General features: G+C 67.2%; 13 protein-coding genes. 9 read left to right on the top strand and 4 right to left on the bottom strand.

Annotated elements, in window-relative coordinates; translation table 11 throughout:
* Positions 1-1,000: 1,000 nt before the first annotated feature.
* The 7 genes from LGN19_RS16585 (at position 1,001) to LGN19_RS16555 (ending at position 9,378) form a co-directional block, all read left to right on the top strand.
* The gene (locus LGN19_RS16585) at positions 1,001-2,233 is read left to right on the top strand and encodes an aspartate aminotransferase family protein (protein WP_122944883.1); all 1,233 of its coding nucleotides are present in this window, start codon (positions 1,001-1,003) and stop codon (positions 2,231-2,233) included.
* A 30-nt stretch (positions 2,234-2,263) separates the two neighbouring features.
* Positions 2,264-3,316 carry an arginine/ornithine succinyltransferase subunit alpha gene (aruF, locus tag LGN19_RS16580; protein ID WP_174960278.1) on the top strand — a complete coding sequence of 351 codons (1,053 nt, stop codon included), beginning with the start codon at positions 2,264-2,266 and terminating at the stop codon, positions 3,314-3,316.
* Positions 3,313-4,359: an arginine N-succinyltransferase gene (gene astA / locus LGN19_RS16575; RefSeq protein ID WP_122944885.1), complete on the top strand. Its 1,047-nt coding sequence runs from the start codon at positions 3,313-3,315 to the stop codon at positions 4,357-4,359. The genes aruF and astA overlap by 4 nt, the downstream gene beginning before the upstream one ends.
* Before the next feature lie 7 nt (positions 4,360-4,366).
* Positions 4,367-5,830 carry a succinylglutamate-semialdehyde dehydrogenase gene (gene astD, locus LGN19_RS16570; RefSeq protein WP_226216022.1) on the top strand — a complete coding sequence of 488 codons (1,464 nt, stop codon included), beginning with the start codon at positions 4,367-4,369 and terminating at the stop codon, positions 5,828-5,830.
* Between the two features lie 14 nt (positions 5,831-5,844).
* Positions 5,845-7,185, top strand: coding sequence for an N-succinylarginine dihydrolase (gene astB, locus LGN19_RS16565; protein WP_174960272.1), 1,341 nt, complete (start codon positions 5,845-5,847; stop codon positions 7,183-7,185).
* Positions 7,169-8,224: a succinylglutamate desuccinylase gene (gene astE, locus LGN19_RS16560; RefSeq protein ID WP_226216020.1), complete on the top strand. Its 1,056-nt coding sequence runs from the start codon at positions 7,169-7,171 to the stop codon at positions 8,222-8,224. The genes astB and astE overlap by 17 nt, the downstream gene beginning before the upstream one ends.
* 359 nt (positions 8,225-8,583) lie before the next feature.
* Complete coding sequence (locus LGN19_RS16555) at positions 8,584-9,378, top strand: ABC transporter substrate-binding protein (protein ID WP_043182082.1); 795 nt, start codon at positions 8,584-8,586, stop codon at positions 9,376-9,378.
* Between the two features lie 141 nt (positions 9,379-9,519).
* Here the strand turns inward: LGN19_RS16555 and LGN19_RS16550 are convergent, their stop codons facing one another.
* On the bottom strand, positions 9,520-11,019 hold the full coding sequence (locus tag LGN19_RS16550) for an HDOD domain-containing protein (protein WP_226216018.1): 1,500 nt from the start codon (positions 11,017-11,019) through the stop codon (positions 9,520-9,522).
* 27 nt (positions 11,020-11,046) lie between these two features.
* Entirely contained in the window at positions 11,047-12,786 is a 1,740-nt protein-coding gene (cdpA, locus tag LGN19_RS16545) for a putative bifunctional diguanylate cyclase/phosphodiesterase (RefSeq protein ID WP_208459327.1), read from the bottom strand.
* 279 nt (positions 12,787-13,065) lie between these two features.
* Between cdpA and LGN19_RS16540 the strand changes: the two genes are divergently transcribed.
* A complete protein-coding gene (locus LGN19_RS16540) occupies positions 13,066-13,617 on the top strand; it encodes a peroxiredoxin (RefSeq protein WP_011351468.1) in 552 nt (183 codons plus the stop codon).
* An 88-nt stretch (positions 13,618-13,705) separates the two neighbouring features.
* Here the strand turns inward: LGN19_RS16540 and LGN19_RS16535 are convergent, their stop codons facing one another.
* Positions 13,706-14,335, bottom strand: coding sequence for an NAD(P)H-binding protein (locus LGN19_RS16535; protein ID WP_122944890.1), 630 nt, complete (start codon positions 14,333-14,335; stop codon positions 13,706-13,708).
* Positions 14,336-14,639: 304 nt separating this feature from the next.
* Here LGN19_RS16535 and LGN19_RS16530 point away from each other — a divergent pair, with 304 nt between their 5' ends.
* A complete protein-coding gene (locus LGN19_RS16530; RefSeq protein ID WP_226216017.1) occupies positions 14,640-16,103 on the top strand; it encodes an NYN domain-containing protein in 1,464 nt (487 codons plus the stop codon).
* A gap of 118 nt (positions 16,104-16,221) precedes the next feature.
* On the opposite strand, the gene LGN19_RS16525 is transcribed toward LGN19_RS16530, so the two are convergent.
* Positions 16,222-16,605 carry a VOC family protein gene (locus LGN19_RS16525; protein WP_226216015.1) on the bottom strand — a complete coding sequence of 128 codons (384 nt, stop codon included), beginning with the start codon at positions 16,603-16,605 and terminating at the stop codon, positions 16,222-16,224.
* Positions 16,606-16,657 lie beyond the last annotated feature (52 nt).

Raw genomic sequence — 16,657 nt, 5'->3', positions numbered from 1 at the left:
TTGCCGAATTGCTCCAGCAACTCGGCGGGAATCGCCGGCAGCTCCGCCGGCTTGGTTTTCGGTTTGCGAGGCATACATTCTCCTTGGGAGCATCATATGCCTTGAACACGAAATTACTGACAGGCCCAATAGTTCTGACACCTCCCACTACCCAACAGAGCGGTATACCGCCCGCCAGCTCCATCCTCGCTACGCTTGGCTGCAAGGTACTTCACGTCGCATTGCATCCGCTCGCATGTTTCTGCCCGCAATACAGCAGTGGGCCAGGCCCTCTCTTTACTCACATCATTCGTACCTATCGGACTGCTTGCCATCGGTGAGCGTCTGATAACGTGTGCGAGCACATGAGCACATGAGCACATGAGCACATGAGCACGTGAGCACGTGAGTGCGTGAGTGCGGGAGTGCGGGAGTGCTCGCTACGTCCCTTTTTCTTCGCGGTTGAGGGCACGTCTTGATTCGCGGGATTCGGGATGCTCGCCCGTGATTGCCGGAGCGGATTGACCTCAAGTGTTACTGGAGGGGGGAGTACCAGTCGGCCGAGCGAAGCGAGGGCGGAGCTAGCGGGCGGTATACCGCTCTGTTGGGTAGTGGGAGGTGTCAGAACCATTGCTCGAACCACTCCGCGTTCGTGACTGGCGCGGACACTTAGGTGCGATCCACTCTGACGACCATGGCACCGGGAAGTCATGCGTTTTCCGAGCGCCTTTCTTTTGGTTACTTTTCTTTGGCAAGACAAAGAAAAGTAACCGCTGCCCCGCGCAGGGGCGACGCTAATAGACCGACAAGACCACAGGTGCTTCACGAAAAACAAAAGCGAACCCTCAAAAAAAGCCCCAAAATCCCAACACCCCAACCCAGCACCACCCCGCCGGGAAGGCAAAATAAAAGCGAACTATCCGCTTCCGATAGAACCCGTCGCAATTCCGCAAGACGCTTGCGTCACCCTTACCTAAACTTGATCCTGTTGAACCCTCTTACGAAACCGAAAGGAACGACCATGACGACCTCGACCGTGACCCGCCAGACATTCGATGAAGTGATGGTGCCGGTATTTTCCCCCGCGCCGTTCGTGCCGGATCGCGCAGAGGGCTCCCGCGTGTGGGACACGGCCGGCCGCGAGTACATCGATTTCGCGTGCGGCATCGCCGTGACGTCGCTCGGCCACGGCCACCCGGAACTGCTGAAGGTTCTGGACGAACAAAGCCGCAAGCTCTGGCACATCGGCAACGGCTACACGAACGAGCCGGTGCTGCGCCTCGCGAAGCGCCTCGAATCGCTGACCTTCGCCGACCGCGCATTCTTCGCGAACTCGGGCGCGGAAGCGAACGAAGCCGCACTGAAGCTCGCCCGCCGCGTCGCGTTCGATCGCCACGGCGCCGACAAGGCAGAAATCATCTCGTTCGTGCAGTCGTTCCACGGCCGCACGTTCTTCACGGTCAGCGTCGGCGGCCAGCCGAAATACTCGGAAGGCTTCGGCCCCGTGCCGGCCGGCATCAAGCACCTGCCGTACAACGACATCGAAGCTGCCAAGGCCGCAATCGGCCCGCAAACCTGCGCAGTGATCGTCGAGCCCGTGCAAGGCGAAGGCGGCGTGATCCCGGCGGATCCGGCCTTCCTGAAGGCACTGCGCGAAGCGTGCGACGCACACGGCGCGCTGCTGATTTTCGACGAAGTGCAAACGGGTGTCGGCCGCACGGGCCAGTTCTACGCTTACATGGATACCGGCGTCACGCCGGACATCCTGACGACCGCGAAGGCGCTCGGCAACGGCTTCCCGATCGGCGCGATGCTGACGACCAACGAACTGGCCGCGCACTTCAAGGTCGGCGTGCACGGCACGACTTACGGCGGCAACCCGCTCGCATCGGCAATCGCCGACAAGGTCGTCGAACTGATCGGCGATCCGGCACTGCTCGAAGGCGTGCGCGAACGCAGCGTGCGCCTGAAGGGCGCGCTCGAACGCATCAACGCGCGCTTCGGCATCTTCAAGGACGTGCGCGGCAAGGGCCTGCTCGTCGGCGCCGAACTCACCGCCGCATTCGACGGCCGCGCGAAGGACTTCGTCACCGCAGCAGCAGAGAACGGCCTGATCATGCTGATCGCCGGCCCGAACGTGCTGCGCTTCGTCCCGTCGCTGGTGATCCCGTTCGACCTGCTCGACGAAGGCATGAAGCGCTTCGAGAAGGCAGTCGAACAAGTGCTCGCCGCTCAGGAAGCCACCGCGCGCTGATCGGCGCGCCCATCGCAGACAGGAACGACGATGCTATTTGTTCGCCCCGGCAAACTCACGGATCTCGATGCGCTCGCGCACATGGCGCGCACCGCGCAGCCGGTCCTGCACTCGCTGCCGCACGACCGCGCGGCGCTCGAAGCGCGCGTGGCGCTCTCCGAGGATTCGTTTCGCGCGGACGTCGACTTCGCCGGCGAGGAGTTCTACCTCTTCGTGCTCGAGGATTCGTCGACGGGCAAGCTGCTCGGCACGGCGAGCATCGTGGCCGCGGCCGGCTACTCGGAACCGTTCTACGCGTTCCGCAACGACGCACTGATCCACGCGTCGCGCGAGCTGCACGTGAACCGCAAGATCCACGCGCTCACGATGTCGCACGAGCTGACCGGCAAGAGCCGGCTGGCGGGCTTCTACGTCGATCCGTCGCTGCGCGGCGACGCGGCCGCGCACCTGATCTCGCGCGCCCGGATGATGTACATCGCGGCGAACCGCCGCCGCTTCACGCCGGAAGTGTTCACGCTGCTGCTTGGCGTGAGCGACGGCAACGGCGCATCGCCGTTCTGGGAAGCGGTGGGCCGCAAGTTCTTCGGCCGCGATTTCACCGACGTCGACATCGCGTCGGGCGGCCGCAGCCGTACCTTCATCGCGGAAGTGATGCCGGCGTATCCGCTCTACGTGCCGCTGCTGCCGGAAGCCGCGCAGCGCGTGCTCGGCGAGCCGAACGAATCGGCGCTGCTCGCCTATGACATCCATCTCGAGGAAGGCTTCGAGCCCGACCGCTTCGTCGACATCTTCGACGCAGGCCCGGTGCTGACCGCACAGGTCGACCGCACCGCGTGCGTGAAGCACGGCGCCGAGCGCGTCGTGCGCGAAGCGGCGCACCAGCAGGGCGACGTGGCCTACATGGTGTCGACGGGCAGCGGCGAATCGTTCCGCTGCGTGCTGGCCGATCTGCCGGGCGAGGCGGCCGATGCGCCGCTCGCGAGCGACGTGCGCGCGGCGCTCGATGTGAAGGATGGCGATGTCGTGCGCTGCGTGCCGCTGCACCGCCGCGACGATGAAGATTTGAAGGGAGACGCAGCATGATCGTCGTTCGGGTCGTACAAACGGGCGACGTCGATTCGCTCGTGTCGCTCGCGAAGGAAACCGGGCCGGGCCTGACCACGTTCAAGCCCGACCGCGACGCGCTCGCCGCGCGCATCGAGCGCACGCGCCGCACGCTCGCGGGCGAGGCTGCAGCCGGCGAGGCCGGCTACTTCTTCGTGATGGAAGAATCGAAGACGGGCGACATCGCGGGCGTGTGCGGAATCGAGACGCAGGTCGGCCTCGAACAGCCGTTCTACAACTATCGCGTGAGCACGGTCGTGCACGCGAGCCAGGAGCTCGGCGTGTGGACGCGGATGTCCGCGCTGAACATCTCGCACGACCTGACCGGCTATGCGGAAGTGTGCTCGCTGTTCCTGAGCCCGCGCTATCGCACGGGCGGCGTGGGCGGCCTGCTGTCGCGCTCGCGCTTCATGTTCATCGCGCAGTTCCGCGAGCGCTTTCCGGAACGCATCTGCGCGGAATTGCGCGGCCACTTCGACGAAGACGGCACGTCGCCGTTCTGGCGCGCCGTCGGTTCGCACTTCTACCAGATCGATTTCAACGCGGCCGACTATCTGAGCTCGCACGGCCGCAAGTCGTTCCTCGCGGAACTGATGCCGCGCTATCCGGTGTACGTCGACCTGCTGCCGCAGGACGCACAGGATGCGGTCGGCCTCACGCACCGCGACACGCTGCCGGCCCGCAAGATGCTCGAGGCGGAAGGGCTGCGCTACCAGAATCACGTCGACATCTTCGACGCGGGCCCCGTGCTCGAATGCCACGTGAACGACCTGCGCACGGTGCGCGAAAGCGTCGTCGTGCCGGTCGCGATCGGTGTGCCCGACGCGAGTGAAAGTGCGGGGGGCGGCCATCCGCCGAAGTCGCTCGTGTCGAATACGTCGCTCACCGATTTCCGCGTCGGCGTTGCGCCGGGCGTGGTCGCGAACGGTTCGTTCGTGCTGTCGGCCGACGATGCCATCGCGCTTGACGTGAAGGCCGGCGATCCGGTCCGCGTGCTGCCGCTCAAAGTCAAACAGGGATAAACGAATCATGACGGAACTCTTCATCGACGGCGCCTGGGTCGCAGGCTCGGGCCCCGTGTTCGCTTCGCGCAACCCGGGCACCGACGAGATCGCATGGCAGGGTGAAAGCGCGTCGGCGGCCGACGTCGACCGTGCGGTCGCGAGTGCGCGCCGCGCGTTCGCCGGCTGGTCGGCGCTCGACTTCGAATCGCGCTGCGCGATCGTCAAGCGTTTCGCCGCGTTGCTCAACGAACGCAAGGAAGCGATCGCGACCGCGATCGGCCGCGAGACGGGCAAGCCGCTGTGGGAGGCGCGCACCGAAGTCGCGTCGATGGCAGCGAAGGTCGGCATCTCGATCCAGGCCTACCAGGAACGCACCGGCGAGAAGCGCCAGGACATGGCCGACGGCGTCGCGGTGCTGCGCCACCGCCCGCATGGCGTGGTCGCGGTATTCGGCCCGTACAACTTCCCCGGGCACTTGCCGAACGGCCATATCGTGCCCGCGCTGATCGCCGGCAATGCGGTCGTGTTCAAGCCGTCGGAGCTCGCACCGGGCGTCGCGCGCGCGACGGTTGAAGTGTGGCAGGAAGCCGGGCTGCCGGCCGGCGTGCTGAACCTCGTGCAGGGCGAGAAGGACACGGGCATCGCGCTCGCGAACCATCGGCAGATCGACGGGCTGTTCTTCACGGGCAGCTCCGATACGGGCACGCTGCTGCACAAGCAGTTCGGCGGCCGTCCGGAAATCGTGCTCGCGCTCGAGATGGGCGGCAACAACCCGCTCGTGATCGGCGAAGTCGAAGATATCGACGCGGCCGTCCATCACACGATCCAGTCGGCGTTCCTGTCGGCCGGCCAGCGCTGCACGTGCGCGCGTCGTATCTTCGTGCCGCAGGGCGCGTTCGGCGACCGCTTCCTCGCGCGTTTCGCCGACGTGACGTCGAAGATCACGGCCGACGTGTTCGATGCCGATCCGCAGCCGTTCATGGGCGCGGTGATCTCGGCACGCGCAGCGGCGAAGCTCGTCGACGCACAATCGCGCCTGGTCGAGCAGGGCGCGAAGCCGATCATCGCGATGACGCAGCGCGATCCGCGCCTCGGCTTCGTGAACGCGGCGATCGTCGACGTGACGGGTGTCGCGAACCTGCCCGACGAAGAACATTTCGGCCCGCTCGCGCAGATCGTCCGCTACGCGACGTTCGACGAAGCGATCGAACGCGCGAACGACACGGCATTCGGCCTGTCCGCCGGCCTGCTCGCCGACAACGCGAAGGTGTGGGAACACTTCCGCCGCACGATCCGCGCCGGGATCGTCAACTGGAACCGGCCGACCAACGGCGCATCGTCCGCCGCGCCGTTCGGTGGCACCGGCCGCTCGGGCAACCATCGTCCGAGCGCGTACTACGCGGCCGACTATTGCGCGTATCCGATGGCGTCGGTGGAAAGCACGCAACTGACCTTGCCCGCGAGCCTGTCGCCGGGCCTGCATTTCTGATCGAGGGAACGACGATGAACGCACAAGAAGCCAATTTCGACGGGCTCGTCGGCCCGACCCACAACTACGCCGGGCTGTCGTTCGGCAACGTGGCGTCGCTCAACAACGAAAAGTCGGCCGCGAATCCGAAGGCCGCCGCGAAGCAGGGGCTGCGCAAGATGAAGCAGCTCGCGGATCTCGGCTTCGCGCAAGGCGTGCTGCCGCCGCAGGAGCGGCCGTCGCTGCGCTTGCTGCGCGAGCTCGGCTTCTCGGGCAAGGACGCGGACGTGATCGCGAAGGCCGCGAAGCAGGCGCCCGAACTGCTCGCCGCGGCGAGCTCGGCGTCGGCGATGTGGACCGCGAACGCGGCCACCGTCAGCCCGTCGGCCGACACGAGCGATGGCCGTGTGCACTTCACGCCGGCGAACCTGTGCAGCAAGCTGCATCGCGCGATCGAGCACGACGCGACGCGCCGCACGCTGTCGACGCTGTTCGCCGATCCCGCACATTTCGCGGTGCATGAAGCGCTGACCGGCACGCCGGCACTCGGCGACGAAGGCGCGGCGAACCACACGCGCTTCTGCGCCGAATACGGCAAGCCGGGCATCGAATTCTTCGTGTACGGCCGCGCCGAGTACCGCCGCGGCCCTGAGCCGAAGCGCTTCCCGGCACGCCAGACCTTCGAGGCGAGCCGCGCGGTCGCGCATCGTCACGGGCTGGCCGAAGAAGCGACGGTCTATGCGCAGCAGGATCCGGACGTGATCGACGCGGGCGTGTTCCACAACGACGTGATCTCGGTCGGCAACCGCGACACGCTGTTCACGCACGAGCGCGCGTTCATCAACAAGCAGGCGATCTACGATACGCTGACCGCCGCGCTCGACGCACGCGGTGCGCGCCTGAACGTGATCGAGGTGCCCGAGGCGGCCGTGAGCGTGAACGACGCGGTGACGTCGTACCTGTTCAACAGCCAGCTGCTGTCGCGCGCGGACGGTTCGCAGGTGCTCGTCGTGCCGCAGGAATGCCGCGAGAACGGCAACGTCGCGGCCTATCTCGACGAACTCGCGGCCGGCAACGGCCCGATTCACGACGTGCTCGTGTTCGACCTGCGCGAAAGCATGAAGAACGGCGGCGGCCCTGCCTGCCTGCGCCTGCGCGTCGTGCTGAACGAAGCGGAACGCGCGGCCGTCACGTCGAACGTGTGGATCAACGACACGCTGTTCGCGTCGCTCGACACGTGGATCGACAAGCACTATCGCGATCGCCTCGCACCGGACGACCTCGCCGATCCGGCGCTGCTCGACGAATCGCGCACGGCGCTCGACGAACTCACGCAGATCCTGCGCGTCGGTTCGCTGTATGACTTCCAGCGTTGATTCCCGCATGGCCGCCGCGTTGCTCGACGACTTCCTTGCGTTCACGCTGACCGGTAGCGCGCCGTCCGCAACGGACGGGACCTGCGCCGCCGGCGCCGTGCGCTGGCAATGGCTCGGCGACGGGCTGCTCGCACTCGAACCGGCCGCGGCCGACGCTGCGGGCGCGGCGTGCGAGAGCGTGCTCGTATCGGCCGGCGTGCATGGCGACGAGACGGCGCCGATCGAGCTGCTGTCGATGCTCGTGCGCGACCTCGCGTCGGGCGCGCTGCCGCTCGCGTGCCGACTGCTCGTCGTGCTCGGCAACGTGCCGGCGATGCGTGCCGGCGAACGCTATCTGGACGACGACCTGAACCGCCTGTTCAGCGGCCGTCACGCGCAGGTGCCTGCCAGTCGCGAGGCGCCGCGCGCCGCGCAGCTCGAAGCGGCTGCTTCGTCATTCTTCGCGGCCGCGCCGGCTGGCGCCGCGCGCTGGCACATCGACATGCACACGGCGATCCGCGCATCGGTGTTCGAGCAGTTCGCGCTGCTGCCGCACACGGGCATGCCGCCGACGCGCACGATGTTCGAATGGCTCGGCGACGCGCGCATCGCGGCCGTGCTGCTGCATACCGCGAAGGGCAACACGTATTCGCATTTCACGGCCGAGCACTGCGGCGCGCTCGCGTGCACGCTGGAACTCGGCAAGGTGCGCCCGTTCGGCCAGAACGACCTGACGCGCTTCGCGCCGGCCGACCATGCGGTGCGCAAGCTCGTGTCGGGGGCGAAGGGCGATGCCGACGCGACGCTGCCGCGCGTCTTCACGGTGATCGACCAGATCACGAAGCAAAGCGACGCGCTCGAGCTGTTCGTCGCGGCCGACGTCGCGAATTTCACCGCTTTTGCGCGCGGCACGGTGCTCGCGCAGGACGGTGATTACCGCTACACGGTGAAGCACGACGAGGAGCGCATCGTGTTCCCGAATCCGACGGTGAAGCCGGGTTTGCGCGCGGGCCTGCTCGTCGTCGACACGACGCGCGACACGCTTGCCGCGCTCGTCTGACGGTGATCGATCGATTGCGCACGGCCGCGGTGACCCGCGGCCCGCGCATCGCCCGCCAACCATTCCATTTTTGAGATGAAGCCCGCACGCCGCGCAGACGGCCCGCGCGGCGCGCTTGCGTATTTGCGACATCGTCTTGCAAGTTCGATGGGCAGCGCGGCTGACGTCGGCGCACGCAGTGCAGCATCGCGTGCCGGCGGCTGCTTTGCCATATCGGGCCGCGCGGATTGGTACAATCGCGGCCTTGCGGCTGTTGCGCCGCATCACGGCGCGGTGCCGGCATTGCCGCGGTCATCCGACCCTGCAATGATGCATGCGCCCGTAGTTCCGGAACATTCGAGTATCGAGGAGAACACCTGATGAAGTTGGATTGGCGTAAAGTGGCCGCGCACGCGGTAGTGGCGGCATCGGCCGTGGCGGCAGGCAGCGCGATGGCAGCGGATCTGAAAGAGATCCGTTTCGGCGTCGAAGCCTCGTACGCGCCGTTCGAATACAAGACGCCCGACGGCAAGCTGACCGGCTTCGACATCGACATCGGCAACGCGGTGTGCGCGAAGCTGAAGACGAAGTGCGTGTGGGTCGAGAACGACTTCGACGGCCTGATCCCGGCGCTGCAGGCGCGCAAGTTCGACGCGATCAACTCGGACATGACGATCACCGACCAGCGCAAGCATGCGATCGCGTTCACCGATGCGATCTACACGATTCCGAACCAGCTGATCGCGAAGCAGGGCAGCGGCCTGCTGCCGACCCCGCAATCGCTGAAGGGCAAGCGTGTCGGCGTGCTGCAGGGCACGATCCAGGAAGCGTACGCGAAGAAGAAGTGGGCGCCGGCCGGCGTCGAAGTCGTGCCGTACCAGACGCAGGACCTGGCCTACGCCGACCTGAAGTCGGGCCGTCTCGACGCGACGTTCCAGGACGCGGAAGCCGGCTCGAAGGGCTTCCTGACGAAGCCGCAAGGCCAAGGCTTCGCGTTCGCGGGCGGTACCGTGAGCGACGCCGAGATCCTCGGCTCGGGCGTCGGCTTCGGCCTGCGCAAGAACGACGCGGCGCTGAAGACCGCGCTCGATCAGGCGCTGAAGGAACTGAAGGCCGACGGCACGATCGACAACCTCGCGAAGAAGTACTTCAGCGTGCCCGTGACGCTCAAGTAAGCGTCGCGTTCGATCGCACGATGCAAGCAAACCGGCCGCTGATGCGGCCGGTTTGTTTTTGGGGGCGGGAAATAGCGGGAAAGGGCGGGGAAGTACAGGAAAGGGCGGGAGAAGCGGCGCGGACAGCGGCCGGCGGCCGCGTCAGGCCGGAAAGAACCGGCCCAGTTCGCGCGCGAGCTCGTTGAGCACGGCCATCTCCTGCTGCGTGATCTTGCGCGCGGGCTGCGCGCCGGCCCAGTCGCCGTACAGCAGCGCGACGGTCGTCGTGCCGACGCGCACGGGCAGCAGCACGAACGCACGCGTGTCGTCGAATGCGTCGAGATACCACGCGGGCAGGCGCTTGAGCATCTTCGGTTCCTGCGCCTGCTCGATGAAGATGCCGACCGAGTTCGAGATCGCGAGATGAAACACGTCCGGCTCGAAGCGTTCGTCGAAGCGCAGCCGGTCGAGCTGCGTATCGACGCCGGGGCCGAAGCCCAGGCGCGCGGCGAACATGCCGTCGTCGTGACGCACGAACATCACGGTGCGCGTGAACGCGAGGCCGGCCAGCAGGCTCTCCGATGCGAGTGCGAGCACGGGGGTGAGCACGTGCTCGGACGGCAGCGCGCGCAGGTCCGCGAGGCCGGCTTCGAGGCACGCCTCGGGCTCGGCCTGAGCGCGCGCGATCGCATCGGCGTTCGCACGCAACTCGACGATCTCGCGCACCATGGTGTCGCTCGCTTCCTCGCGCGCGAGCCGCTCGGCGAGCTCGACGAGCGCGTCGGATTCCATGTCGAGTTCCGCGCCGTAGTGCTGCGCAAGCGCCGCGATGCGCGCGTCGCGCTGCGGGCTCGCGGGTATCACGAGCGCGCTCGCGACGTCGGTCGAGCAGCGGCTGATCGCGCGCAGCCAGCGGATGCGGTCGGCCGGGCCGTCGTCGGTCGCATGGCCCGCATCGCGGTCGTCGTCATCGTAGCCGAACGCGTCGACGTGGACCAGGTGGTCGTGGTCGGCCATCCCCGCCCGGATCACGTCGGGCAATCGCCAGCGCGCGGCCGCCTCGAGCCCGATTTCGTCGAAGCCGACACCGAGCACATCGATGCAGGCGGCCGTTTCGTCGCCGTGCAGCTCGGCCGCGCGGCGGCGGATCCGGTCCCATTCGCTGTCGAGATAGCAGACCACGAGCAGCTTGCCGACCTGGCGCATCAGCGTGCAGACGACGGCTTCCTCGCCCCCGCGCAGCTCGGCGCGCTCGGTAAGCTTGCGCGCGACGCAGCCTGACAGCAGCGCGCGGTTCAGTTCGAGCTTCGCGTCGATGCGCCGCGGCGTGCTGTGGTGGAAATGGTCGACGAGCTTGAGCCCGACGACCAGATGGCCGACGGCGTCCATGCCGAGCACCATCAGTGCGCGGGTCACGGTCGTGATGTTGCCGCCGAACGCCATGTACATCGCGGAGTTCGCGAGCCGCAGCACTTTCTGCGTGAGCGCGAAATCCGACAGCACGACGCGCACGAGCGCGGTGAAGTCGAGGTCGTCGTTCTTCATCGCGGCCATCGTCGCGCGCAGCGATTCCGACAGCAGCGGGAAATCGCCCCGTTCGTTCATCCGGGCCCACAGCTTGTCGAGTAATGCGGTGCGGGGCAGGTGTTCGGTGATTGACATACGGATCTGTCCGGTTCGCCGTGCGCGTCAGGCGGCGTGCAGGTGCAACTGCTGCGCCTCGAAGCGCCGCGCGAGCTCCTCGGACGGCAGCGCCTGGCAGACGAGCCAGCCCTGGATATGGTTGCAGCCCATCTCTGTCAGCAATTCGCGCTGCGCCTCGGTCTCGACGCCTTCCGCGACGAGCTCGAGATCGAGCGTCTGCGCGAGGCCGACCACCGCCGACACGATCGCGCGGTCGTTGCGCGAGGTCAGCAGGTTCTCGACGAAACTGCGGTCGATCTTCAGCTTCGCGAGCGGGAAGCGCTGCAGATACGCGAGGCTCGAATAGCCGGTGCCGAAGTCGTCGATCGCGAAGCGGATGCCGAGATCGGTCAGTTCCTCGAGCAGCCCCTTCGCCTGCGCGGGATCGTGCATCAGCAGGCTTTCGGTGATTTCGAGCACGATGCGGCGCGGGTCGATGCCCGTCAGCGCGATCGCCTCGCGCACGCTCTGCGTGAAGCGCGGGTCGCGGAACTGCTGCGGCGACACGTTGACCGCCACGTACTGCAGCGCGAGCCCCTGGCGATCCCAGGCGACGAGCTGCATGCACGCGGCCTTGAGCACCCAGTTGCCGAGATAGTTGATCAGGCCGATCGATTCGGCGAGCGGAATGAAGGTCGCCGGCGGCACGAGCCCGTGCACCGGATGGCGCCAGCGGATCAGCGCCTCGACGCCGACCACCGCGCCCGACTGGCTGCGCGTGATCGGCTGGAAATGGAGCGAAAACTCGCCGTTGCGCACGCCGTCGTACAGGTCGGCTTCGAGCTTCAGCCGTTCGGCATCCGCCGGATCGTCGACGGGCGCGTGGAACGCGAGTGCATTGCCGCCCGACGCCTTTGCCTGCGCGAGCGCGTGGTCGGCGCGGCGCAGCAGCGGGCTGTGGTGCTGCGCGCGATGGGGCGCGGCGCGCTCGTCGGGGTAGAGCGCGATGCCGATGCTCGCGGACAGGTGCACGGTCTGCCCCTGGTACACGTAGGGCTCGCGCACCGCGGCCTGCAGCCGGCGCGCGAGCGCATCGGCCGTATTGCTTGCCTGCGTGCGGTCCGGCGCGCCGAGCACGACCGCGAACTTGTCGCTCGCGACGCGCGCGAGCCGCTCGTTCGGCGTGACGAGCGCCTTCAGCCGCTGCGCGGTCTCGCGCAGCAGCATGTCGCCCGCGTCGTAGCCGAGCGCGCGGTTGATCCGCTGGTAGTCGTCGAGGTCGAGCAGCAGCAGCGCCGCGCAGGTGCCGTCCGCGTCGGCGGCCTGCTGCGCGCGCATCAGCGCGGGTACGAGCGCGGACAGGTTATCGAGCCCCGTCATCGGGTCGTGATGCATTTCGTAGGTCAGACGCGCCTCGAGTGCGCGCCACGACGACACGTCGAACGCCGCGATCGCGAACCCGTCGACCCCGTGGTGGCGGCTCTTGAACGCGCGAATCTCGACGTCCAGCGGGTAGGTGAGCGACTTGACGATGCACATCGTCGCCTTCTCGACCTGGCCGGAGCGTGCGGCGCGCGCAAGCAGGCCTTCGAGCGCCGCGGTATCCTGTTCGGCGATCAGGTCGCGCAGCGTCAGCGTGTGCAGGTAGTCGCGGTGGTAGCCGATGAAGCGCAGGCTCGCGTCGGATACGTACAGAAAGCGCAGCTCGCGGTCGACATGGGCGAGGAAGTCCACCGTGCCGACCGTCTGTTCCAGCCAGTTGCGCACGGAGTCGTCGCGGCGCGGCGCGCCGGCGCGCGCGGGCATCAGCGCGCCGCCCGACCAGGCGAAGCGGCGCAGCGTATGCAAGGCGCTGCGCCAGGAGCCCTTGCGTGACGTCTGTTTCCTGTTGGCTTCCATGTTTCTCGCTGACGTGAAGGGCTGGAACCGGTTGTCCGGAAGGAATAACGGCAGGCGATGCGGAATCTTTAACGGGCCGGCCGCGGATGGCGCTGCCGCTGGACCGGATCGGCCACGCGGATGTTCGGCAGGCGAACGTTGGCGTGACCTACATCGAGGCTGACTTTATAAGAAATGAGGACGCAGATGAAGCGAAAACTATTGCTGGGCGCCGCCGTGGCGGCGCTGGTGGCCGGCCATGCACTGATGGCGCAGGCGGAACTGAAGCCGGGCGCCGCGGCGCCCGATTTCACGACGCAGGCGTCGCTGGGCGGCAAGACTTACACGTACTCGCTCGCGGACGCGCTGAAGCAGGGGCCGGTCGTGCTGTATTTCTACCCGGCCGCGTTCACGAAGGGCTGCACGATCGAGGCGCACGCGTTCGCGGACGCGGTCGACCGTTACAAGGCTTACGGCGCGACGGTGATCGGCGTATCGGCCGACAAGATCGACACGCTGACGAAGTTCTCGGTGAGCGAGTGCCGGAGCAAGTTCCCGGTCGCGGCCGATCCGGACGCGAAGATCATCCGCGAATACGACGCGAAGCTGCCGGCGATCGACAAGGCGAACCGCGTGTCCTACGTGATTTCGCCGGAAGGGAAGATTCTTTACGAGTACACGAGCATGTCGCCCGACAAGCACGTCGAGAACACGCTTGCCGCCGTGAAGGCGTGGGCCGACGCGCATCCGAAGCAGTAAACGGGCACCCCGCGCGTCAAGGCGGCCCGTCGTGCGGGCCGCCGGTACGGAACGACGCAGCCGCCGCGCGGCGGCGCGTGAGAGGCTGTTATGCGCGCAATGCCTGCTCGATCGGCACGCTGCCGCCGACGAAGCCGACGATCTTGCGCGAAATCCCGAGCTTGATCGCCTCGATCGCGGCCCAGGCCACATCCTGGCGCGACACGGGCGGGGCAGCGTCGAACCACGCGTCGGTCAGTGCGATCTTGCCGACGCCCGGATCGTCCGTGAGCGGGCCGGGGCGCAGGATCGCGTAGTCGACGCCCGACGCGATCACCCGATCGTCGCCTTCGCGCTTCATCTGCGAATAGTGGTGCAGCGCGTCCGGGCCGAGTTCGGGCCGGTACGCGGACAGCGAACTGATCACCACGAGCTTCTGCGCGTTGTAGGCGAGCGCATATTCGGCCGCGCGGGCGACCGCGTCGCGGTCGACCTGTTCCTCTTCGGCCGCACCTTCCGATTCGGCCGAGCCGGCCGCGTAGATCACGTGCGTGATGCCCTGGAAGGCATGCGAGAAATCGTTCGTCAGATCGGCCTCGACCACCCGCGCGCCCGGCAGCGCATAGCCGTGCCGGCGCACGAGCGCCGTGACCTCGAACTCCGGCTGCTTGAGCAGCAGATCCGCGCAGGCCTGGCCCGTTCGGCCGGTCGCGCCAATCAGCAGTACCTTCGTCGTCATGAAACCGCTCCTTGGTCGATGCGTCATCCTTCCAGATAGGGACGGACGACCGATATCTCAAGTGTAATGTCGATTTGCCGCCGCGGCGGGTGTGTATTAAGGGGCATACCGGCATCGGGCATACCGGCAGCGGGCATACCGGTTGCGTGCGCCAGCCAAGGCTGCCCACGGGCGGCGCGACGGACCTGCCGGCCGTCATTCATTCACACGGATGCGGGAATGACGCGCCGACCGGCTATCATGTGCGCGATGCATTTTTCGCCGCTACGTCATACAACGCATCGGCCCACCGGTTGGAGTACACATGGCAATACCCCTGGATAACGTCAGCATGGCCGTGTTCTGCGACTTCGAGAACGTCGCGCTCGGCGTGCGCGACGCGAAGTACGAGAAGTTCGACATCAAGCCCGTGCTGGAGCGCCTGCTGCTGAAGGGCAGCATCGTCGTGAAGAAGGCCTATTGCGACTGGGATCGCTACAAGGGCTTCAAGGCGTCGATGCACGAGGCGAGCTTCGAGCTGATCGAGATTCCGCACGTGCGCCAGTCGGGCAAGAATTCCGCCGACATCCGGCTCGTCGTGGACGCACTCGACCTCTGCTACACGAAGTCGCACGTCGATACGTTCGTGATCATCAGCGGCGACTCGGATTTTTCGCCGCTGGTGTCGAAGCTGCGCGAGAACGCGAAGAAGGTGATCGGCGTCGGCGTGAAGAAGTCGACGTCGGACCTGCTGGTCGCGAACTGCGACGAATTCATCTTCTACGACGATCTGGTGCGCGAGCAGCAGCGCGCGCTCGCGAAGCGCGAACAGCAGCAGCGCGCGGGCAACGGCGGCGCGAAGCGGCCGGACGAGCCGTCGCGCAAGCACGACATGGACGTGCGCAAGGCCGAGGCGATCGCGCTGGCGGTCGAGACGTTCGACGCGCTGGCGTCGGAGCGGGACGACGTCGGCAAGATCTGGGCGTCGGTGCTCAAGAGCGCGATCAAGCGTCGCAAGCCGGATTTCAACGAGTCGTACTACGGGTTCCGCGCGTTCGGCAACCTGCTCGACGAGGCGCAGGCGCGCGGCCTGCTCGAAGTGGGGCGTGACGACAAGTCGGGCGCGTTCGTGTCGCGGGCACGCCAGTCGGCGGCTGCGGAGCACGTCGCGGCGGGCGGTGAGGGCGGCGGGCACGGCGGCGCGCACTCCGGTCACGGTACGCGTGCGGCCGAGCCGGCGCGGGCCGGGCGCAATGCGCAACGTCGCGGGCAGCGGGCGGAAGCGGTCATGCACGAAAACGTGCAGGTCGAAGCGGAAGAGGCAGCGATGGCCGAAGCCGCCGAAGCTGAGGCGGTCGTGCCGGCTGAAACGGCGGAAGCGGTCGAAGCGGTGGAGGTGGCCGAGGCACACGGCGACGCGAAGGATGGCCGCAAGCGTGCGCGCAAGAGCGCGCCGAAGAAGACCGGCGCGAAGAAGGGTGCCGCCGCAGGCCGTCAGCCGGCCGGGAAGCCGGACGACGCCGGGCATGGCGCGGCGAAGCACGGTGGCGACAAGCACGCGCATGGCAAGCATGCGGACGATACGCATCGCGACGCGGAGCAGGGTGATGAGCGGCACGCCGCGGTGACGCACGCCGGGCCCGCGGCCGGCGACGTCGGTGGTGAGATGGCTGCCGCGCCGGCCGAGGCGGCTGTCGACGCGCCTGCCGAAGCCAAGCCGAAGAAACCGGCCCGCAAGGCGGCACCGCGCGCGCGGCGTCCGCGCAAGACGGCGACAGCGGCCGAGTAATGGCCGAGTAATGGCCAAGTAACGGCCGCTGGCCTCGGGTGTCGTCCGCAACAGGCCGACACCCGGGCCCCCCGCACCGCGCAATAGCGGCCGGCGCAATGCCGGCCTGCAGGCCGAACTAGCCGTTCAGCGCATAAGGCTGCGTCATCACTTCGAGGAAGTGGCCGTTCGGATCGTCGAAGTACACGCCGCGGCCGCCGTTGTGGCGGTAGATGTCATCGGGTTGTCGCTTCGCCGGATCGGCCCAGTGCGGCAGCCCGCGCTCGCGAATGCGCGCGAGCACGCGATCGAAGCCTGCTTCGTCGAGCAGGAACGCGTAATGCTGCGACGCGATCGCTCCCGACTGTTCGTAAAAATCGAGCGACACGCCGTTGCCGAGCGGGACGACCAGCATCGCGCCGAACGGCGTCGGCGGCGGCAGTTCCAGAAGCTCGGTGAGGAAGCGGCTCGACGCGCGCTTGTCGCGGCACCAGACGATCGTATGGTTGAGCTGGACGTTCATGGCGGATTCCCGGCGAAGGGCATCGCGGTGGGCATGGACTCACGATAGCCGA

Origin of the sequence: Burkholderia sp. AU30198 (assembly GCF_020419825.1) — a bacterium.
Taxonomy (GTDB): domain Bacteria; phylum Pseudomonadota; class Gammaproteobacteria; order Burkholderiales; family Burkholderiaceae; genus Burkholderia.
This window is presented reverse-complemented; position numbering and strand designations above follow the sequence as displayed.

Coding starts and splice junctions, on each gene's coding strand:
- astA (WP_122944885.1), top strand. CDS start 3,313: ATGATCGTCGTTCGGGTCGTACAAACGGGCGACGTCGATTCGCTCGTG.
- LGN19_RS16550 (WP_226216018.1), bottom strand. CDS start 11,019: ATGTCAATCACCGAACACCTGCCCCGCACCGCATTACTCGACAAGCTG.
- astD (WP_226216022.1), top strand. CDS start 4,367: ATGACGGAACTCTTCATCGACGGCGCCTGGGTCGCAGGCTCGGGCCCC.
- LGN19_RS16585 (WP_122944883.1), top strand. CDS start 1,001: ATGACGACCTCGACCGTGACCCGCCAGACATTCGATGAAGTGATGGTG.
- LGN19_RS16530 (WP_226216017.1), top strand. CDS start 14,640: ATGGCAATACCCCTGGATAACGTCAGCATGGCCGTGTTCTGCGACTTC.
- LGN19_RS16535 (WP_122944890.1), bottom strand. CDS start 14,335: ATGACGACGAAGGTACTGCTGATTGGCGCGACCGGCCGAACGGGCCAG.
- LGN19_RS16555 (WP_043182082.1), top strand. CDS start 8,584: ATGAAGTTGGATTGGCGTAAAGTGGCCGCGCACGCGGTAGTGGCGGCA.
- cdpA (WP_208459327.1), bottom strand. CDS start 12,786: ATGCCCGCGCGCGCCGGCGCGCCGCGCCGCGACGACTCCGTGCGCAAC.
- LGN19_RS16525 (WP_226216015.1), bottom strand. CDS start 16,605: ATGAACGTCCAGCTCAACCATACGATCGTCTGGTGCCGCGACAAGCGC.
- LGN19_RS16540 (WP_011351468.1), top strand. CDS start 13,066: ATGAAGCGAAAACTATTGCTGGGCGCCGCCGTGGCGGCGCTGGTGGCC.
- astE (WP_226216020.1), top strand. CDS start 7,169: ATGACTTCCAGCGTTGATTCCCGCATGGCCGCCGCGTTGCTCGACGAC.
- aruF (WP_174960278.1), top strand. CDS start 2,264: ATGCTATTTGTTCGCCCCGGCAAACTCACGGATCTCGATGCGCTCGCG.
- astB (WP_174960272.1), top strand. CDS start 5,845: ATGAACGCACAAGAAGCCAATTTCGACGGGCTCGTCGGCCCGACCCAC.